This window comes from Streptomyces sp. BR123 (assembly GCF_013401435.1).
Lineage (GTDB): Bacteria > Actinomycetota > Actinomycetes > Streptomycetales > Streptomycetaceae > Streptomyces.
Genome location: NZ_JACBGN010000178.1, coordinates 1 through 14,962, shown reverse-complemented (window position 1 = coordinate 14,962; position 14,962 = coordinate 1). Strand labels below are relative to the sequence as shown.

The window sequence follows — 14,962 nt, the reverse complement described above, 5'->3', positions numbered from 1 at the left end:
CTGCCCGAGGCCGCCCTCGCCGAGGCCGCCCGCAGCGCCGCCGCCGCCGGCGCCCCGGCGCCGGCCGCCGACCCGGCCGTCCCCGAGACCGGCGCGGCCCCCGTGCCCGCCCCCGCGGTCGGCGGCAGGACCGTACCCACCCCCAAGGACCTCGCCGGCTCCCTGCGCGCCCCCGGCCACCAGCCCGGCCCGAGTTCCGGCCACGGCGTCGCCCCCTCTCCGGCCAGCGCCCTGCGCTGGTCCTCCGACCGGGGCTGGATCGACCGGCCCGGCCCGCTCGGCGAACCCGCCGAGACCGCCTCCCTGCCCACACTCGCCCAGCTCACCAGCGCCGAACAGCGCTGGGCCGACCGCGAAGAGGACATCACCACCGTGGGCGGTGACCCGTTCGAAGTCGGCCAGGTCTTCGCCCGGCGCTGGATGGAACGCCTCCCGGAAGCCGTCCACCTGCAGAAGCTCGCCACCCTGTACCCGCGGATCCCGCACCGGATCGACGGCGAGCTGCTGCGCTACGCGGCCCGGTTCGGCCTGCTCGCCCACAAGGACGACCAGATCGACGAGCACGACCGCTACGCCATCCGCGCCGGGTTCTGGCGGGAGATCGACGTCCGCGCCGCGGCCGAGCGCGTGCCCGGCGCACCGGCCGCCGCGCCGGGCGTCCCGGCGACCCCGACGCCCGAGTAGGGGCGGGGGCCGCGTAGGCTGCTCCCTCGTGAGTACGGGCACAGCACCAGCGAGACCGCAGGGCAGCCGCAGCACGGCGGCGGCCGCGGCGGCGCCCGCGGCCGACGGCGTCGTCTGCACGGTGCGTGACCTGGTCAAGACCTACCCCGCCGTCCGCGGCCGGCGCGGCGCCCCCGCCCTGCCCGAGACCCGCGCCAACGACGGGATCTTCCTGGACGTCCGGCGCGGCGAGGTCTTCGGCCTGCTCGGGCCCAACGGCGCCGGCAAATCCACCCTCGTCCGGCAGCTGACCGGGCTGCTGCGGCCCGACTCCGGCTCCGTGACCCTGCTCGGCCACGACCTCGTACGCCACCCGGAGCGGGCGGCCCGGCTCCTCGCCTACCTCGGCCAGGAGTCCACCGCCCTCGACGAACTCACCGTCGCCCTCGCCGCCGAGACCACCGGGCGGCTGCGCGGCCTCACCGCCCGCGACGCCCGCGACGCCCGCGACGCCGTCCTGGAGGAGCTCGGGCTGACCCCGATCGCCGGGCGGCCCCTGAAGAAGCTGTCCGGCGGACAGCGGCGGCTGGCCTGCTTCGCCGCCACCCTGGTCGGGGAGCGGCAGGTGCTGGTCCTGGACGAGCCCACCACCGGCATGGACCCCGTCGCCCGGCGGGCCGTGTGGTCGGCCGTGGACCGGCGGCGCGCCCGGCACGGCACCACCGTCCTGCTCGTCACCCACAACGTCATCGAGGCCGAGACCGTCCTCGACCGGGTCGCCGTCATCGACCAGGGCAAGGTCATCGCCTGCGACACGCCCGCCGCGCTGAAGGCCCGCGTCTCCGACGAGGTCCGCCTCGAACTCGTGTGGCGGACCGCGCCGCCGCTGGACGTACCCGAGGTCGCCGCGCTCGCCGCGGCGGCCGCCGAGTCCGGCCGCCGGTGGGTGCTGCGGCTGCCGCCGGACGAGGCGCGTGCCGCGGTGGCCGCCGTCACCGGCGGGTCGGCCTTCGCCGCCCTCGACGACTTCACGCTGGCGACCCCGAGCCTGGAGGACGTCTACCTCGCGCTGGGCGGGCGCACCACGAAGGGCCTGGTGAAGTCGTGAGCGCAGCCGCTGCCGCCGCCGACGTGGGGGCACTGGCCCCCCGGGCCCGCTTCCTGCCCTCGCTGGCCGCCGTGTACCGGGCCCAGCTGTCCCGGGCCCGGGTGGCACGGATCCCGCTGTTGTTCGTCGCCACGTTCCAGTCCGTCGGGATCATGATCCTCATGCGGGGCGTGGTCGACGGCGGCACGGAGGCGCAGGCCGTCGTGGCCGGCTCCTCGGTGCTGGTCGTCGCGTTCGTCGCGCTGAACCTGCTCGCCCAGTACTTCGGCCAGCTGCGGGCCGGGGGCGGCCTGGACCACTACGCCACGCTGCCCGTCCCGCCCGCCTCGGTGGTGCTCGGCGCCGCCGCCGCGTACGCCTCCTTCACCCTGCCGGGCACCCTCGTCACCGCCGTCTTCGGCTGCCTGCTGTTCGGGCTGCCGATGAGCGGCCTGTGGATCCTGGCCGCCGTGGTGCCGCTCGCCGGGGCGGCGCTGGCCGGGCTGGGCGCCGCCCTCGGGCTGCTCGCACCGCGGCAGGAGCTGGCCACCCTGGCCGGGCAGCTGGGCATGTCCGCCGCGCTGCTGCTGGGCGTGCTGCCGCCCGAGCGGATGCCCGCCCCGATCGTCTGGGCGCGGGACCTCCTGCCGTCCACGTACGGGGTCGAGGCCTTCGCCCGGACCTTCGCACCCCACCCCGACTGGGCCGTCGTCGCGGCCGATCTCGCCGTCTGCGGGGCCGTCGGCGTGCTGTCCCTGTCCGCCGCCACCTGGGCGTACCGGCGGGCCGCCGTCCGCTGACTCCGGTTCCGCCCCGGCCCGGCACACCTGGCACGATGTGGGGGTGACCGAACCCGTGACCCCGCCGCCCCCCGTCGAACCGCCGCCCGGCAGACCGGCCGCACCCGCCGTCACCGCCGGGGACGTCCGCGACGGAGCCGCCGTCACCCTTGCCGTCGGGGCGTCCGGGGCACTCCTCGGCCTGCTCTGGGCGTGGCTGGCACCGCGGGCCCAGTACGTGTCCAACGGGCAGGCCGTCTTCCTGCGCAACACCGAGAGCGAGGCCCGGATAGGGGCTGACGGCACCTTCCTGCTGCTCTCGATCGGGATGGGCCTCCTCGCCGCCGTCTCCCTCTTCCTGTGGCGCCGGCGCGGCGGCGTCGCCCAGGTGATCGGGCTGGGCATCGGCTCCTGCGCCGCCGCCGGGCTGGCATGGCGTACCGGCGAGTGGCTGGGCGACTCCGGCGATGTGGCCGCCGCAGCGGCCGCTGCCGGCAAGGGCGTGCCGTTCGACGCGCCGCTGGAGCTCCTCGCGTACGGGGTGCTGCTGGCCTGGCCGATGACCGCGCTCCTCGCCCATCTCGGCCTGACGGCCCTGTGGGCCCCCTACGACCCGGAGCCCGGCCACGACCCGGCCGGGACGCCGGGCCCGCCCGCCGCCGTCTACCCGCCGCCGCACGTCCATGCCGACCCGGCGCCCCAGGAGCAGCCCCCGCGGACCTGACGGCCGTCCCGGGCGCCGAGCGGGAGTCGGTGGAGCCGGGTGCGGTGCCGCGCCCCGTAGCGGCGCGGTGAACTGCGCGACCACCCCCGGTCGGCCGGTTCACGACCGGACTCCCCGCGGAGTGCTTACGCGCGGGCGATCGGCGCCAGGACGGCTGCCGTCAGCGCAGCCAGGGTGCCGGGCGCCAGCTCGACCTCCAGCCCGCGCCGGCCCGCCGACACGCAGATGGTCGGATGCCCCTCGGCGGAGGAGTCCACGACGGTCCGCAGCCGCTTGCGCTGCCCCAGGGGCGAGATGCCGCCCACCACGTAGCCGGTGGTGCGCTCGGCCAGCGACGGATCCGCCATCACCGCCTTCTTCGCGCCGACGGCCGACGCCAGGGCCTTCAGGTCGAGGCTGCCGGAGACCGGTACCACCGCCACCGTGAGCACCCCGTCCGCGTCCGTCACGAGCGTCTTGAAGACCTGGTCCGGGCTCACGCCCATGGCCTCCGCCGCCTCCTGCCCGTACGAGGGGTGGGCCGGGTCGTGCTCGTAGGTGTGCGTGGTGAAGTCCGCTCCGGCAGCGGTGAGCGCGGCGATCGCCGGGGTCGCCGCGGACGCGGCCTTCTTCTTCGCCATCAGGCAGGGCTCCCGATCGGTGGGTCCGGTGGTCAGTTCGGGCTGGTCGGCATCCGCGTCAGCTCCACCGCGGGCAGCGACGGCAGGTGCCGGATCAGCGCCGTCTCCGCGCGCAGCAGCTTCAGCTCCTCCGCCAGCCGCGTCGCCGTGTCCGGGGCCTGCAGCAGCCGCTGCTTCGCCGGGGTGTCCAGCACCGCGGCCGCCGCGACCAGGTACGACACCACCGACGGCTCGTCCGGGAGCTCCGCCGCCGAGGCCAGGGACCGCTCCCGGGCCCCGGCCAGCCGCTTCTGGTACGCACGGAACGCCCGCAGCACCCCCTCCGCCAGCGCGCCCGCTCCCTCGCCCGCCTCCTCCGGCAGCTCCTCCAGCTCCGCCACGAGGAACGGGCCCGAGGCGTCCACCGACAGCAGGCGCACCCGCGTCGTGCCCGTCGCCAGGACCTCGAAACTGCCGTCCTGCCGCTCCCGGATCGTGGCCGCGTCCGCGATGCAGCCCACCCGGTGGAACGCCTGGACCGGGTCCGGGCCGAAGCCGGCGGCCGGGCCCCGCTCCGGCAGGGCCGTCGGGTCCGGCATGCCGGGGGCGGTCTGCGCGACCTCCCGGCCGTCGCGGATCGCGACGACCGCGAAGCGGCGCGGCTCGTCGTCGCCCGTCTTCAGCAGCTCCCGCATCATGGCGCGATAACGCTCCTCGAAGACGTTCAGGGGCAGCACCAGTCCGGGGAAAAGCACAGTGTTCAGCGGGAAGAGAGGCAGGCGAACGGTGGTCACGTGGCACAGGGTAGTAGCCGTGGGGCGGGCCCTGTCATCTCGGTTCTTCCCGGTCCGTCAGCCGCGGCGCAGCAGCCGGGAGGCCCCCGCCGCCACCGTCGTCGCCAGGATCCAGCCCAGCAGGACCAGCGCCGCCGTGCCCCACTGCCAGTAGCCCTTCATCATCCACTGGCCCTGCTGGCCGAGGTCGATGACCGGAAGCAGCAGGTCCAGGGCGTAGAGCAGCGGATTCCACTCCGGGTGCTCGTCCGGCTTGATCGCCGCCGGGGTGATCTGCGCGAACAGCAGCGCGCCCGCCGCCCACAGCAACACCATCCACAGCGCCGCCCGCCCCGGCCGGTACCCGTACGCCACCGTCCAGTCCTGCAGGTACCCCCACGCCTTCGCCGCAGGCGGCAGCGTCGCCCGCCGCCGCCGCTGCTTGGCCAGCAGCACCTCCCGCGCGTCGGCGTCCTCGCCGCTGGCGCGCAGCACGGAGGCCAGCCGCTCGTACGGCTCCGGCGAGAACTCCGGGGTGGCCGCCGCCACCCACTCCAGCCGCCGCACCAGCGGGAAGTGGCCGCGGGGCGCGAGGTTCTCGTACACGAAGCCCTCGATCGACAGCCCGCCCGGCCCGGGCCAGCTCGTGGAGGCGTCCACCAGCTTGACCACCTTGGCCCCCGACAGCACCACCCGGCCCCGCTCCGGCTCCTCGCCCACGAACCGCAGCTCCGGGGTCTGGATCCGGCGCAGCGACACCTCCTGCTCCTCGGCCAGGACGAACCGGGCCCCGTACAGGTCGACCGCGTCGCCGAAGCGGCCGTCGTCCAGGCGCAGCCCGCCCCGGCACTCGAAGCGCCGGGCCCGCTGCCCGCGCACCGGGGTCTGGCCCAGGCCGTACGGGGGAGTGGCGGAACCGGAGTCGCCGGGCACGTAGCCCAGCGCGATCGACGTCAGGTACAGGGTCCGCTCCACGGTCAGCTGCGGGGCGTTCAGCGCACGCCGCCCGTGCGGGTTGCGCAGCCGGGCCCCGCGCAGGTGCATCGACCCGCCGACCTTCGCACCGCGCAGGCTCACCTCCCCGTACGCCTCCACCAGGTCGCCCTGGAAGTCCTGCGCGACCGCCATGCCGTCCGCGGCGATGGCCCGGCCCCGGCTGTCCCGCTGCACCACGGCCTGGCTGATCAGCAGGTCCGTGCCGATCTGCGCATCGGTCAGCCGTATGCCCCTCGCCACCCGGCAGCGCGGCAGGTGCAGATCGCCCTCGGTGTGCAGGCGGGACGCGTCCAGCCGGGGTATCGCGCAGTTGACCAGCCGCAGTGTGCCGAACCGGGTCTCGGACAGCTGGACCTCGCTGTCGAAGCGGCAGGACTGGAGTTCGACGTACGGCTCCACCGTGCCGCCCGACAGGTCCAGCCGACCGGTGATCCGCACCCCGCGCAGCTTCAGCGACGCCACCCGGCCCGGCACCGGCGGCGGCCCGTGGAGCAGCAGCAGCGACACCACGTCGGCGCGGACACTGCGCCCGGCGTCCCAGGCCCGGTCGCCGTGCGGGTCGTCCAGCTCGGCCGCCCGCGCGCTCAGGTCGCACACGCTGCCCGTACGGAACGCCCGCCACATCAGCCGCTCGGCCTCGCCGAGGTCCGCTGGCTCCTCGTCCGCGCGCGGCGCCTCGGCCATGCGGTCCCCCTCCGCCGTAATCCGTGTAGCAGGAACGTTAAGGGGAGGCGGTGACAGCCGGGACGTGTATCAGCCAGTGATACGGGCGGACGGCTGTGGGAGCCGGTCTGAGAGAATTGGGAGGTGATCTCTCGTATCGATCTGCGCGGCAGCGCCCTCCCCGAGGGCGCGGCCCTGCGCCACCTGCTTCCCCGTGCCGAGTTCGACGTGGAAGCCGCCCTGGAAAAGGTGCGGCCCATCTGCGAGGACGTCCATCATCGTGGCACGGCGGCGCTGATCGAGTACGCGCAGAAGTTCGACGGTGTGGTGCTGGACCAGGTCAGGGTGCCCGCCGAGGCCCTCGGCAAGGCCCTCGACGAGCTCGACCCGGCCGTCCGCGCCGCCCTGGAGGAGTCGATCCGCCGCGCCCGGACCGTCCACCGGGAGCAGCGCCGCACCGAGCACACCACCCAGGTGGTCCCCGGCGGCACCGTGACCGAGAAGTGGGTTCCGGTCGAGCGCGTCGGCCTGTACGCGCCCGGCGGCCGCTCGGTGTACCCGTCCTCCGTCGTCATGAACGTCGTGCCGGCCCAGGAGGCGGGCGTGGAGTCCATCGCCCTGGCCTCCCCGCCGCAGGCGGAATTCGACGGCCTGCCGCACCCGACGATCCTCGCCGCCTGCGCACTGCTCGGCGTGGACGAGGTGTACGCGGTGGGCGGCGCCGTCGCCGTCGCGATGTTCGCGTACGGCACCGAGGACTGCCCGCCGGTCAACATGGTCACCGGCCCCGGCAACATCTGGGTCGCCGCCGCCAAGCGCTACTTCACCGGGAGGATCGGCATCGACACCGAGGCCGGCCCGACCGAGATCGCCGTCCTCGCGGACTCCACCGCCGACCCGGTGCACGTCGCCGCCGACCTGATCAGCCAGGCCGAGCACGACCCGCTGGCCGCCGCCGTCCTCGTCACCGACTCCGCGGACCTCGCGGCCGCCGTCGAGAAGGAGCTCGAACCGCAGGTCGCCGCCACCAGGCACGTCGAGGACCGGATCCGCCCGGCGCTCGCCGGCAAGCAGTCCGCGATCGTGCTGGTCGACTCCCTGGAGGACGGCCTGAAGGTCGTCGACGCGTACGGCGCCGAGCACCTGGAGATCCAGACCGCCGACGCCGCGGCCTGGGCCGCCCGCGTCCGCAACGCCGGCGCGATCTTCGTCGGCCCGTGGGCCCCGGTCTCGCTCGGCGACTACTGCGCCGGGTCGAACCACGTCCTGCCCACCGGCGGCTGCGCCTGCCACTCCTCCGGACTGTCCGTGCAGTCCTTCCTGCGCGGCATCCACATCGTCGACTACACGCGCGACGCGCTCGCCGAGGTCACCCACCACGTGGTGACACTGGCCGAGGCCGAGGACCTGCCCGCGCACGGCGCTGCCCTCAAGGCCCGGTTCGGATGGAAGGTGCCCGGACAGTGACCGACAGAACCATCGGGATCGACGACCTCCCCATCCGCGACGAGCTGCGCGGCAAGAGCCCGTACGGCGCCCCGCAGCTCGACGTGCCCGTCCAGCTGAACACCAACGAGAACCCGTACGAGCTCCCCGAGGAGCTGGTGCGGCGGATCGCCGAGCGCGTCGCCGACGCGGCCCGCACCCTCAACCGCTACCCCGACCGGGACGCCGTCGAGCTGCGGACCGCGCTGGCCGCCTACCTCACCCGCACCGGCAAGCACCCGGTCGCCCGGGAGAACGTGTGGGCCGCCAACGGCTCCAACGAGGTCATCCAGCAGCTGCTGCAGACCTTCGGCGGGCCCGGCCGCACCGCGATCGGCTTCGAGCCCTCGTACTCGATGCACGCGCTGATCGCCCGCGGGACCGGTACCGGCTGGATCTCCGGCCCGCGCCGGGACGACTTCGGCCTGGACGTGGCGGCCGCCGAACAGGCCATCACGGAGAACGCGCCCGACGTCGTCTTCATCACCTCGCCCAACAACCCCACGGGCACCGCGGTCGAGGCGGGGACCGTCCTGGCCCTCTACGAGGCCGCGCAGGCGGCCAAGCCGTCCCTGGTGATCGTGGACGAGGCGTACGTCGAGTTCAGCCACCGGGACTCCCTGCTGCCCCTCATCGAGGGCCGCCCGAACATGGTGATCTCCCGGACCATGTCCAAGGCCTTCGGCGCCGCCGGACTGCGCCTGGGCTACCTCGCCGCGCATCCTGCCGTCGTCGACGCCGTCCAGCTGGTGCGCCTGCCGTACCACTTGTCGGCCGTCACCCAGGCCACCGCCCTCGCGGCCCTGGAGCACACCGACACCCTGCTCGGCTACGTCGAGCAGCTCAAGGCCGAGCGGGACCGCCTCGTGGTCGAACTCCGGGCGATCGGCTACGAGGTCACGGAGTCCGACGCGAACTTCATCCAGTTCGGGAGGTTCGAGGACTCCCACACCGCCTGGCGGCAGATCCTCGACCGGGGCGTCCTGGTCCGGGACAACGGCGTACCGGGATGGCTGCGGGTCACCGCGGGCACCCCGGCCGAGAACGACGCGTTCCTGGAAGCGGTTCGCGCACTGAAGAAGGAGCAGCACGCATGAGCCGCATCGGACGGGTCGAACGGACCACGAAGGAGACGTCCGTCCTCGTCGAGATAAACCTCGACGGCACCGGGCAGGTCGACGTCTCCACCGGCGTCGGCTTCTACGACCACATGCTCGACCAGCTCGGCCGCCACGGCCTGTTCGACCTCACCGTCAAGACCGACGGCGACCTGCACATCGACAGCCACCACACCATCGAGGACACCGCGCTCGCCCTCGGCGCCGCCTTCAAGCAGGCCCTCGGCGACAAGGTGGGCATCTACCGGTTCGGCAACTGCACCGTCCCGCTGGACGAGTCCCTCGCCCAGGTGACCGTGGACCTGTCGGGCCGCCCCTACCTCGTGCACACCGAGCCCGAGAACATGGCCCCGATGATCGGCTCGTACGACACGACGATGACCCGGCACATCCTGGAGTCCTTCGTCGCCCAGGCGCAGATCGCCCTCCACGTCCACGTCCCGTACGGCCGCAACGCCCACCACATCGTGGAGTGCCAGTTCAAGGCGCTGGCCCGGGCCCTGCGCTACGCCGCCGAGCTCGACCCGCGCGCGGCCGCGGCAGGCATCCTTCCCTCGACGAAGGGCGCCCTCTGACCGTGAACGGCCTCAACACCATCCTCATCGTCGTCGGCCTCTTCCTGGCCGGCGGCGTCTACTCCTTCCAGAAGCAGCAGATGCCCAAGTCGGTCGTCCTGCTGCTCGCCATCGGCTCCGCGATGTGTCTCGCCGCCGGAGTCCTGCGGATCCAAGGAATTTGGGAATGAGCGCATCCCGCCCCACCAAGACGGTCGTCGTCCTCGACTACGGCTTCGGCAACGTCCGCTCCGCCGAGCGCGCCCTCGCGCGCGTCGGCGCGGACGTCGAGATCACCCGCGACTACGACAAGGCCATGGACGCCGACGGCCTCCTCGTGCCCGGCGTCGGTGCCTTCTCCGCCTGCATGCAGGGCCTGAAGTCCGTCCGCGGCGACTGGATCATCGGCCGCCGCCTCTCCGGCGGCCGCCCCGTCATGGGCATCTGCGTCGGCATGCAGATCCTCTTCGAGCGCGGCATCGAGCACGGCGTCGAAACCGAAGGCCTCGACGAGTGGCCCGGCACCGTCGGCCCGCTCAAGGCCCCCGTCGTCCCGCACATGGGCTGGAACACCGTCGACGCCCCCGCCGACAGCCGGGCCTTCGCGGGCCTGGACGCCGACGCCCGGTTCTACTTCGTGCACTCCTACGCGGCGCACGACTGGAGCCTGGAGGTCACCAACCCGGCGATCCGCGCCCCCAAGGTCACCTGGGCCACCCACGGCGAGCGTTTCGTCGCGGCGGTGGAGAACGGGGCCCTGTGGGCCACCCAGTTCCACCCCGAGAAGTCCGGCGACGCCGGAGCCCAGCTCCTCACCAACTGGATCGAGACCCTGTGATGACCGAGCCCGCAGCGCAGCAGCTGGAACTCCTCCCCGCGGTCGACGTCCGCGACGGCCAGGCCGTCCGCCTCGTCCACGGCGTGTCCGGCAGCGAGACCTCCTACGGCTCCCCGCTGGAGGCGGCCCTCGCCTGGCAGCGCGCCGGCGCCGAGTGGCTGCACCTGGTCGACCTGGACGCCGCCTTCGGCACCGGCGACAACCGCGCCCTGGTCTCCGAGATCACCCGCGCCATGGACATCAAGGTCGAGCTCTCCGGCGGCATCCGCGACGACGCCACCCTGGAGGCGGCCCTCGCCACCGGCTGCACCCGCGTCAACCTCGGCACCGCCGCCCTGGAGACCCCGGAGTGGGCCGCCAAGGCCATCGCCGAACACGGCGACCGGATCGCCATCGGCCTCGACGTCCGCGGCACCACCCTCAAGGGCCGCGGCTGGACCAGCGACGGCGGCGACCTGTACGAGACCCTCGCCCGCCTGGACTCCGAGGGCTGCGCCCGCTACGTCCTCACCGACATCGGCCGCGACGGCACCCTCACCGGCCCCAACCTCGAACTCCTGCGCAACGTCTGCGCCGCCACCGACCGGCCCGTCGTGGCCTCCGGCGGCATCTCCTCGCTGGACGACCTGCGGGCGCTGGCCGCACTGGTGCCGCTGGGTGTCGAAGGCGCCATCGTGGGCAAGGCCCTGTATGCCAAGGCCTTCACCCTCCAGGAGGCGCTGCGGGCGGTGGCCGCATGAGCGGAGCCGACGGAATCCGCCGGTACTCCTCCGGAGGCCCCTGGGAGGACGCCGTGGGCTACTCCCGTGCGGTCGAACTGCCGAACGGGCTGGTGCTCGTTTCCGGCTGCGCCTCCGTCGTCGACGGCAAGATCGTCGCCGGCGGGCCGTACGAGCAGGCGGTCAACGCCTTCCGCGTCGCGATCGACGCGCTGGAGCAGGCGGGCCTGGACGCCGGGCACGTCGTCCGCACCCGCATGTACCTCACCCACGCGCGGGACGTCGACGAGGTCGGCCGCGCCCACAAGGAGCTCTTCGGGGACGTCCGCCCCGCCGCATCCATGATCATCGTGTCCGGCCTCGTCGACCCCGGCCTGGTCGTCGAAGTCGAGGTCGAAGCCTTCCGAGGGGAGTCCTGATGTCTCTCGCCGTACGGGTGATCCCCTGCCTTGACGTGGACAACGGCCGCGTCGTCAAGGGTGTCAACTTCCAGAACCTGCGCGACGCCGGCGACCCCGTCGAGATGGCCCGGCTGTACGACGCCGAAGGCGCCGACGAGCTGACCTTCCTCGACATCACCGCCTCGTCCGGGAACCGCGAGACCACCTACGACGTGGTGCGGCGCACCGCCGAGCAGGTCTTCATCCCGCTCACCGTGGGCGGCGGCGTCCGCACCGCCGACGACGTGGACAAGCTGCTGCGGGCCGGCGCCGACAAGGTCGGTGTCAACACCGCCGCCATCGCACGGCCCGAGCTGATCCGGGAGATCGCCGAACGCTTCGGCCGGCAGGTCCTCGTCCTGTCCGTCGACGCCCGGCGCACCGAGTCCGGCTCCTTCGAGGTCACCACGCACGGCGGCCGCCGGGGCACCGGCCTCGACGCCGTCGAGTGGGCCCACCGGGCCGCCGAACTCGGCGCCGGCGAGATCCTGCTCAACTCCATGGACGCCGACGGCACCAAGGACGGCTACGACACCGAGATGATCGCCGCCGTCCGCAAGCACGTCACCGTCCCGGTGATCGCCTCGGGCGGCGCCGGCAGGCTGGAGCACTTCCCGCCGGCCGTCGACGCCGGAGCCGACGCGGTCCTCGCCGCGTCTGTCTTCCATTTCGGTGACCTCCGCATCGGCCAGGTGAAGGACACCCTCCGGGCAGCCGGTCACCCCGTGCGGTAGTTCGATACGTCCCTCGGTAGCGCAGTCGGTAGCGGCCGCGGTACTGGCGGCCGCATGCTGACTGCGTGCCTGGAATCACGATCGACTTCACCGAAGAGGAACTGGCCGAACTGCGTGCCGAGGCGAAGGAGCAAGGCGTCGCGATCAAGCGGCTGGCGCACGACATACTGACGGAGGATGTCGTGCGTCGGCGGCAGCGGCAGAAGTTCATCGAAGGAGCGAGCGCGAAGTTCGCCGTCCTCGCCCCGGAGTTCGTGGAAGCCTTTCCGGAAGGCGACCGGTGAACCTCCGCATCGACGCAGGCGGGATCCTGAGCGTCCAGTACAGTCACGGCCCCTCCAGTCCCGCGCTGCGGACTGGAGGGCGCTTCACGCGGCCGTCGAGCGGCACGCATTCGAACGCTTCGCGGGCGAGTCGTACTGACGGGGAGGCGCCGACCCGGGCAGCAGCGCTACTGGAGACCATCGTGCGCCTCAAGCCGTTCGAGGACTACAACGGCGTCATCGGTGCGATGTGCGCCTAGGTACATGGAGCTGTCCGGGGCTCCCATCGCTCCGCCACCGGGCGCCATCCCTGTTCTTGCGTGGGTATCCCCGGCTTCAGCCGGGGAGGGAAACGCATCCTTGACACGGAGGCGTGAAACGCCGGAGTTCGCTGCATCGGTGTCGGTGGTGTGTTCTAGCGTGGCCACATCGCCGGAAGGGGGTGGGTCGGGGTGATCCGTGCGTACAAGTTCCTCCTGCGGCCCACCGTGGGCCAGCGGGCCGCGCTCGGCGAGATGCTGCGCGATCACTGCTCCCTCTATAACGGCGCATTGCAGGAACGCCGCGCGTCCGCACGGAGAAGGCCACCTTGCAGGCGGCTGCCCGGCTCCTGCGTGACTGGCAGCGTGACGTGTCCCCCGAGAGGCAGTCGGCCGGTTCCCCGATCACGCAGGCAGTGGCCGACCGGGCTGCCGAGGAAGCGGCCGGGCTCGACTGCGACGACCGCGCGGGGATCTTCCTGGATTTCGAGGTGCTGGCCGACCGCGAACGGTCCGGCTCGTGATCCTTCAGATGCCCAGCCGGGCCGTGGTGAGGCGGGCGACGGCCTCCTTCTCGCCGTCCAGTTCCACCGCGGCGGCGGACTGGCGGCCGAAGCAGAACAGGGTCAGTTCACCCGGCTCGCCCGTCACCGTCACCACCGGGACGCCCTTGTGGGCCACGGCCGTCTGCCCGTTCGGCCGGCGCAGCACCAGCCCCACCGGCGACCGGCGTCCGGTCAGCCGGGCGAGCTTCTCCAGCCGGGACCACAGCGCGTCCGAGAAGACGGGGTCCAGCTCGCGCGGCGTCCAGTCGGTCTGGGCCCGCCGGACGTCCTCGGCGTGCACGTAGAACTCCACCGCGTTGGCCGCCTCGTCGATCTGCTTCAGCGTGTACACGGAGAGTTTCGGCGGGCCGGTCCGGATCAGCTGGATCAGCTCCTCGTACGGCTTGGCCGTGTACTCGGCCATCGCCTTGTCCAGCCGGTCCTTCAGCACGTTCAGCAGCAGCCCGCCCGCCGCGTCCGGGCGCCGCTCCCGTACCACCACGTGCGCCGCGAGGTCCCGGGTCAGCCAGCCCTCGCACAGCGTCGGCGCCGTGGGCCCCGCCGCCTCCAACAGGTCCGCCAGCAGCAGGCGTTCGCGCTTCGCATGGGTAGACATGCGGGCAAGCCTACGGCCGGAGCGCGCCGTCCGCCCGCCCATCAGGCGGACAGTGATCCATGACCGCCCGTCCGGCGCGGCACAATGGCCCGCATGAGTACCTCCTCCCTCGACCCCGCCATCGCCGCCCGGCTCAAGCGCTCCGCCGACGGCCTGGTCCCGGCCATCGCCCAGCAGTACGACACCGGTGAGGTGCTGATGCTCGGGTGGATGGACGACGAGGCGCTGCACCGCACCCTGACGACCGGCCGCTGCACCTACTGGTCGCGCAGCCGACAGGAGTACTGGGTCAAGGGGGACACGTCCGGCCATGTCCAGCACGTGAAGTCCGTCGCCCTCGACTGCGACGCCGACACCGTGCTCGTCAAGGTCGACCAGGTCGGCGCCGCCTGCCACACCGGCGCCCGCACGTGCTTCGACGCCGATGTCCTTCCGCTGGCCGCCGACCAGGCAGACGCCGACCACGCAGACAGGTGACGCATCCCATGGATCTCGAACAGTTCCGCAAGCTGGCCGCCGACCGCCGGGTCATCCCCGTGAGCCGGAAGCTGCTGGCCGACGGCGACACCCCCGTCGGCCTGTACCGCAAGCTGGCCGCCGAACGCCCGGGCACCTTCCTGCTGGAGTCCGCCGAGAACGGCCGCTCCTGGTCGCGCTACTCCTTCGTCGGCGTCCGCAGCGACGCCACGCTCACCGTCCGCGACGGGCAGGCCCACTGGATCGGCACCCCGCCCGTCGGCGTCCCCACCGGCGGCGATCCGCTGGAGGCCCTGCGCGCCACCGTCCAGGCCCTGCACACCCCCCGCGACTTGGCCGCCGGGATGCCGCCCTTCACCGGCGGCATGGTCGGCTACCTCGGCTACGACATCGTGCGCCGCCTGGAGCGCATCGGCGACCACGGCACCGACGACCTGAAGCTGCCCGAGCTGACCATGCTGCTCACCTCCGACCTGGCGGTCCTCGACCACTGGGACGGCACCGTCCTGCTCATCGCCAACGCGATCAACCACAACGACCTCGACACGGGGGTGGACGAGGCGTACGCGGACGCCGTCGCCCGCCTCGACGCCATGGAGGCCGACCTCGCCCGGCCCGCCCCCTACGTG

General features: G+C 73.3%; 18 protein-coding genes and 3 pseudogenes. 17 read left to right on the top strand and 4 right to left on the bottom strand.

What is annotated here, in order from left to right; all coding sequences use genetic code 11:
* The 4 genes and pseudogenes from HYE82_RS24240 to HYE82_RS24225 all read left to right on the top strand — a co-directional run.
* Positions 1 to 684, top strand: a pseudogene (locus HYE82_RS24240) (NYN domain-containing protein); the annotation flags it as partial.
* A gap of 121 nt (positions 685 to 805) precedes the next feature.
* A complete protein-coding gene (locus tag HYE82_RS24235) occupies positions 806 to 1,771 on the top strand; it encodes an ABC transporter ATP-binding protein (protein ID WP_179176264.1) in 966 nt (321 codons plus the stop codon).
* Positions 1,768 to 2,550 carry an ABC transporter permease gene (locus HYE82_RS24230; protein WP_179176263.1) on the top strand — a complete coding sequence of 261 codons (783 nt, stop codon included), beginning with the start codon at positions 1,768 to 1,770 and terminating at the stop codon, positions 2,548 to 2,550. The genes HYE82_RS24235 and HYE82_RS24230 overlap by 4 nt, the downstream gene beginning before the upstream one ends.
* Before the next feature lie 43 nt (positions 2,551 to 2,593).
* Complete coding sequence (locus HYE82_RS24225; protein WP_256987604.1) at positions 2,594 to 3,253, top strand: hypothetical protein; 660 nt, start codon at positions 2,594 to 2,596, stop codon at positions 3,251 to 3,253.
* A gap of 125 nt (positions 3,254 to 3,378) precedes the next feature.
* Here the strand turns inward: HYE82_RS24225 and ybaK are convergent, their stop codons facing one another.
* The 3 genes from ybaK to HYE82_RS24210 are packed head-to-tail and all read right to left on the bottom strand — an operon-like array spanning position 3,379 to position 6,305.
* On the bottom strand, positions 3,379 to 3,873 hold the full coding sequence (gene ybaK, locus HYE82_RS24220) for a Cys-tRNA(Pro) deacylase (protein ID WP_179176262.1): 495 nt from the start codon (positions 3,871 to 3,873) through the stop codon (positions 3,379 to 3,381).
* Positions 3,874 to 3,905: 32 nt separating this feature from the next.
* Positions 3,906 to 4,646 carry an LON peptidase substrate-binding domain-containing protein gene (locus tag HYE82_RS24215; RefSeq protein WP_179176261.1) on the bottom strand — a complete coding sequence of 247 codons (741 nt, stop codon included), beginning with the start codon at positions 4,644 to 4,646 and terminating at the stop codon, positions 3,906 to 3,908.
* A 57-nt stretch (positions 4,647 to 4,703) separates the two neighbouring features.
* Complete coding sequence (locus HYE82_RS24210; RefSeq protein ID WP_179176260.1) at positions 4,704 to 6,305, bottom strand: oxidoreductase; 1,602 nt, start codon at positions 6,303 to 6,305, stop codon at positions 4,704 to 4,706.
* Between the two features lie 123 nt (positions 6,306 to 6,428).
* On the opposite strand from HYE82_RS24210, the gene hisD reads away from it, so the two are divergent.
* The 11 genes and pseudogenes from hisD to HYE82_RS24160 all read left to right on the top strand — a co-directional run bounded on the left by hisD (position 6,429) and on the right by HYE82_RS24160 (position 13,219).
* Positions 6,429 to 7,751 carry a histidinol dehydrogenase gene (gene hisD / locus HYE82_RS24205; protein WP_179176259.1) on the top strand — a complete coding sequence of 441 codons (1,323 nt, stop codon included), beginning with the start codon at positions 6,429 to 6,431 and terminating at the stop codon, positions 7,749 to 7,751.
* Complete coding sequence (locus tag HYE82_RS24200; protein ID WP_179176258.1) at positions 7,730 to 8,866, top strand: histidinol-phosphate transaminase; 1,137 nt, start codon at positions 7,730 to 7,732, stop codon at positions 8,864 to 8,866. The genes hisD and HYE82_RS24200 overlap by 22 nt, the downstream gene beginning before the upstream one ends.
* On the top strand, positions 8,863 to 9,462 hold the full coding sequence (hisB, locus tag HYE82_RS24195; RefSeq protein ID WP_179176257.1) for an imidazoleglycerol-phosphate dehydratase HisB: 600 nt from the start codon (positions 8,863 to 8,865) through the stop codon (positions 9,460 to 9,462). Before HYE82_RS24200 ends, hisB begins: the two co-directional genes overlap by 4 nt.
* Positions 9,463 to 9,464: 2 nt before the next feature.
* Positions 9,465 to 9,632 (top strand): hypothetical protein, encoded by a 168-nt coding sequence (locus tag HYE82_RS24190; RefSeq protein WP_179176256.1) that lies wholly within the window; start codon positions 9,465 to 9,467, stop codon positions 9,630 to 9,632.
* A complete protein-coding gene (gene hisH, locus HYE82_RS24185; protein ID WP_179176255.1) occupies positions 9,629 to 10,279 on the top strand; it encodes an imidazole glycerol phosphate synthase subunit HisH in 651 nt (216 codons plus the stop codon). Before HYE82_RS24190 ends, hisH begins: the two co-directional genes overlap by 4 nt.
* Complete coding sequence (gene priA, locus HYE82_RS24180) at positions 10,279 to 11,019, top strand: bifunctional 1-(5-phosphoribosyl)-5-((5-phosphoribosylamino)methylideneamino)imidazole-4-carboxamide isomerase/phosphoribosylanthranilate isomerase PriA (RefSeq protein WP_179176254.1); 741 nt, start codon at positions 10,279 to 10,281, stop codon at positions 11,017 to 11,019. The genes hisH and priA overlap by 1 nt, the downstream gene beginning before the upstream one ends.
* Positions 11,016 to 11,417 carry a RidA family protein gene (locus HYE82_RS24175; protein WP_179176253.1) on the top strand — a complete coding sequence of 134 codons (402 nt, stop codon included), beginning with the start codon at positions 11,016 to 11,018 and terminating at the stop codon, positions 11,415 to 11,417. The genes priA and HYE82_RS24175 overlap by 4 nt, the downstream gene beginning before the upstream one ends.
* On the top strand, positions 11,417 to 12,172 hold the full coding sequence (hisF, locus tag HYE82_RS24170) for an imidazole glycerol phosphate synthase subunit HisF (protein ID WP_179176252.1): 756 nt from the start codon (positions 11,417 to 11,419) through the stop codon (positions 12,170 to 12,172). The genes HYE82_RS24175 and hisF overlap by 1 nt, the downstream gene beginning before the upstream one ends.
* A 65-nt stretch (positions 12,173 to 12,237) precedes the next feature.
* On the top strand, positions 12,238 to 12,456 hold the full coding sequence (locus tag HYE82_RS24165; RefSeq protein WP_179176251.1) for a hypothetical protein: 219 nt from the start codon (positions 12,238 to 12,240) through the stop codon (positions 12,454 to 12,456).
* A 431-nt stretch (positions 12,457 to 12,887) separates the two neighbouring features.
* A pseudogene (locus tag HYE82_RS38400) lies at positions 12,888 to 13,001 on the top strand (RNA-guided endonuclease TnpB family protein); the annotation flags it as partial.
* A 23-nt stretch (positions 13,002 to 13,024) separates the two neighbouring features.
* Positions 13,025 to 13,219, top strand: coding sequence for a hypothetical protein (locus HYE82_RS24160; protein ID WP_179176250.1), 195 nt, complete (start codon positions 13,025 to 13,027; stop codon positions 13,217 to 13,219).
* A 4-nt stretch (positions 13,220 to 13,223) separates the two neighbouring features.
* Here HYE82_RS24160 and HYE82_RS24155 read toward each other — a convergent pair whose 3' ends face one another.
* Positions 13,224 to 13,856: a TIGR03085 family metal-binding protein gene (locus HYE82_RS24155; protein ID WP_179176249.1), complete on the bottom strand. Its 633-nt coding sequence runs from the start codon at positions 13,854 to 13,856 to the stop codon at positions 13,224 to 13,226.
* Positions 13,857 to 13,940: 84 nt separating this feature from the next.
* Between HYE82_RS24155 and hisI the strand changes: the two genes are divergently transcribed.
* Together hisI and HYE82_RS24145 are read left to right on the top strand one after the other, a co-directional pair.
* Positions 13,941 to 14,333 (top strand): phosphoribosyl-AMP cyclohydrolase, encoded by a 393-nt coding sequence (gene hisI / locus HYE82_RS24150; protein WP_179176248.1) that lies wholly within the window; start codon positions 13,941 to 13,943, stop codon positions 14,331 to 14,333.
* An 8-nt stretch (positions 14,334 to 14,341) separates the two neighbouring features.
* A pseudogene (locus HYE82_RS24145) lies at positions 14,342 to 14,962 on the top strand (anthranilate synthase component I); the annotation flags it as partial.

What these genes read in the sequence shown, in the direction of transcription:
- ybaK (WP_179176262.1), bottom strand. Translation starts at nt 3,873, where the DNA reads ATGGCGAAGAAGAAGGCCGCGTCCGCGGCGACCCCGGCGATCGCCGCG.
- HYE82_RS24210 (WP_179176260.1), bottom strand. Translation starts at nt 6,305, where the DNA reads ATGGCCGAGGCGCCGCGCGCGGACGAGGAGCCAGCGGACCTCGGCGAG.
- HYE82_RS24200 (WP_179176258.1), top strand. Translation starts at nt 7,730, where the DNA reads ATGGAAGGTGCCCGGACAGTGACCGACAGAACCATCGGGATCGACGAC.
- hisB (WP_179176257.1), top strand. Translation starts at nt 8,863, where the DNA reads ATGAGCCGCATCGGACGGGTCGAACGGACCACGAAGGAGACGTCCGTC.
- hisH (WP_179176255.1), top strand. Translation starts at nt 9,629, where the DNA reads ATGAGCGCATCCCGCCCCACCAAGACGGTCGTCGTCCTCGACTACGGC.
- priA (WP_179176254.1), top strand. Translation starts at nt 10,279, where the DNA reads ATGACCGAGCCCGCAGCGCAGCAGCTGGAACTCCTCCCCGCGGTCGAC.
- HYE82_RS24175 (WP_179176253.1), top strand. Translation starts at nt 11,016, where the DNA reads ATGAGCGGAGCCGACGGAATCCGCCGGTACTCCTCCGGAGGCCCCTGG.
- hisF (WP_179176252.1), top strand. Translation starts at nt 11,417, where the DNA reads ATGTCTCTCGCCGTACGGGTGATCCCCTGCCTTGACGTGGACAACGGC.
- HYE82_RS24155 (WP_179176249.1), bottom strand. Translation starts at nt 13,856, where the DNA reads ATGTCTACCCATGCGAAGCGCGAACGCCTGCTGCTGGCGGACCTGTTG.
- hisI (WP_179176248.1), top strand. Translation starts at nt 13,941, where the DNA reads ATGGCCCGCATGAGTACCTCCTCCCTCGACCCCGCCATCGCCGCCCGG.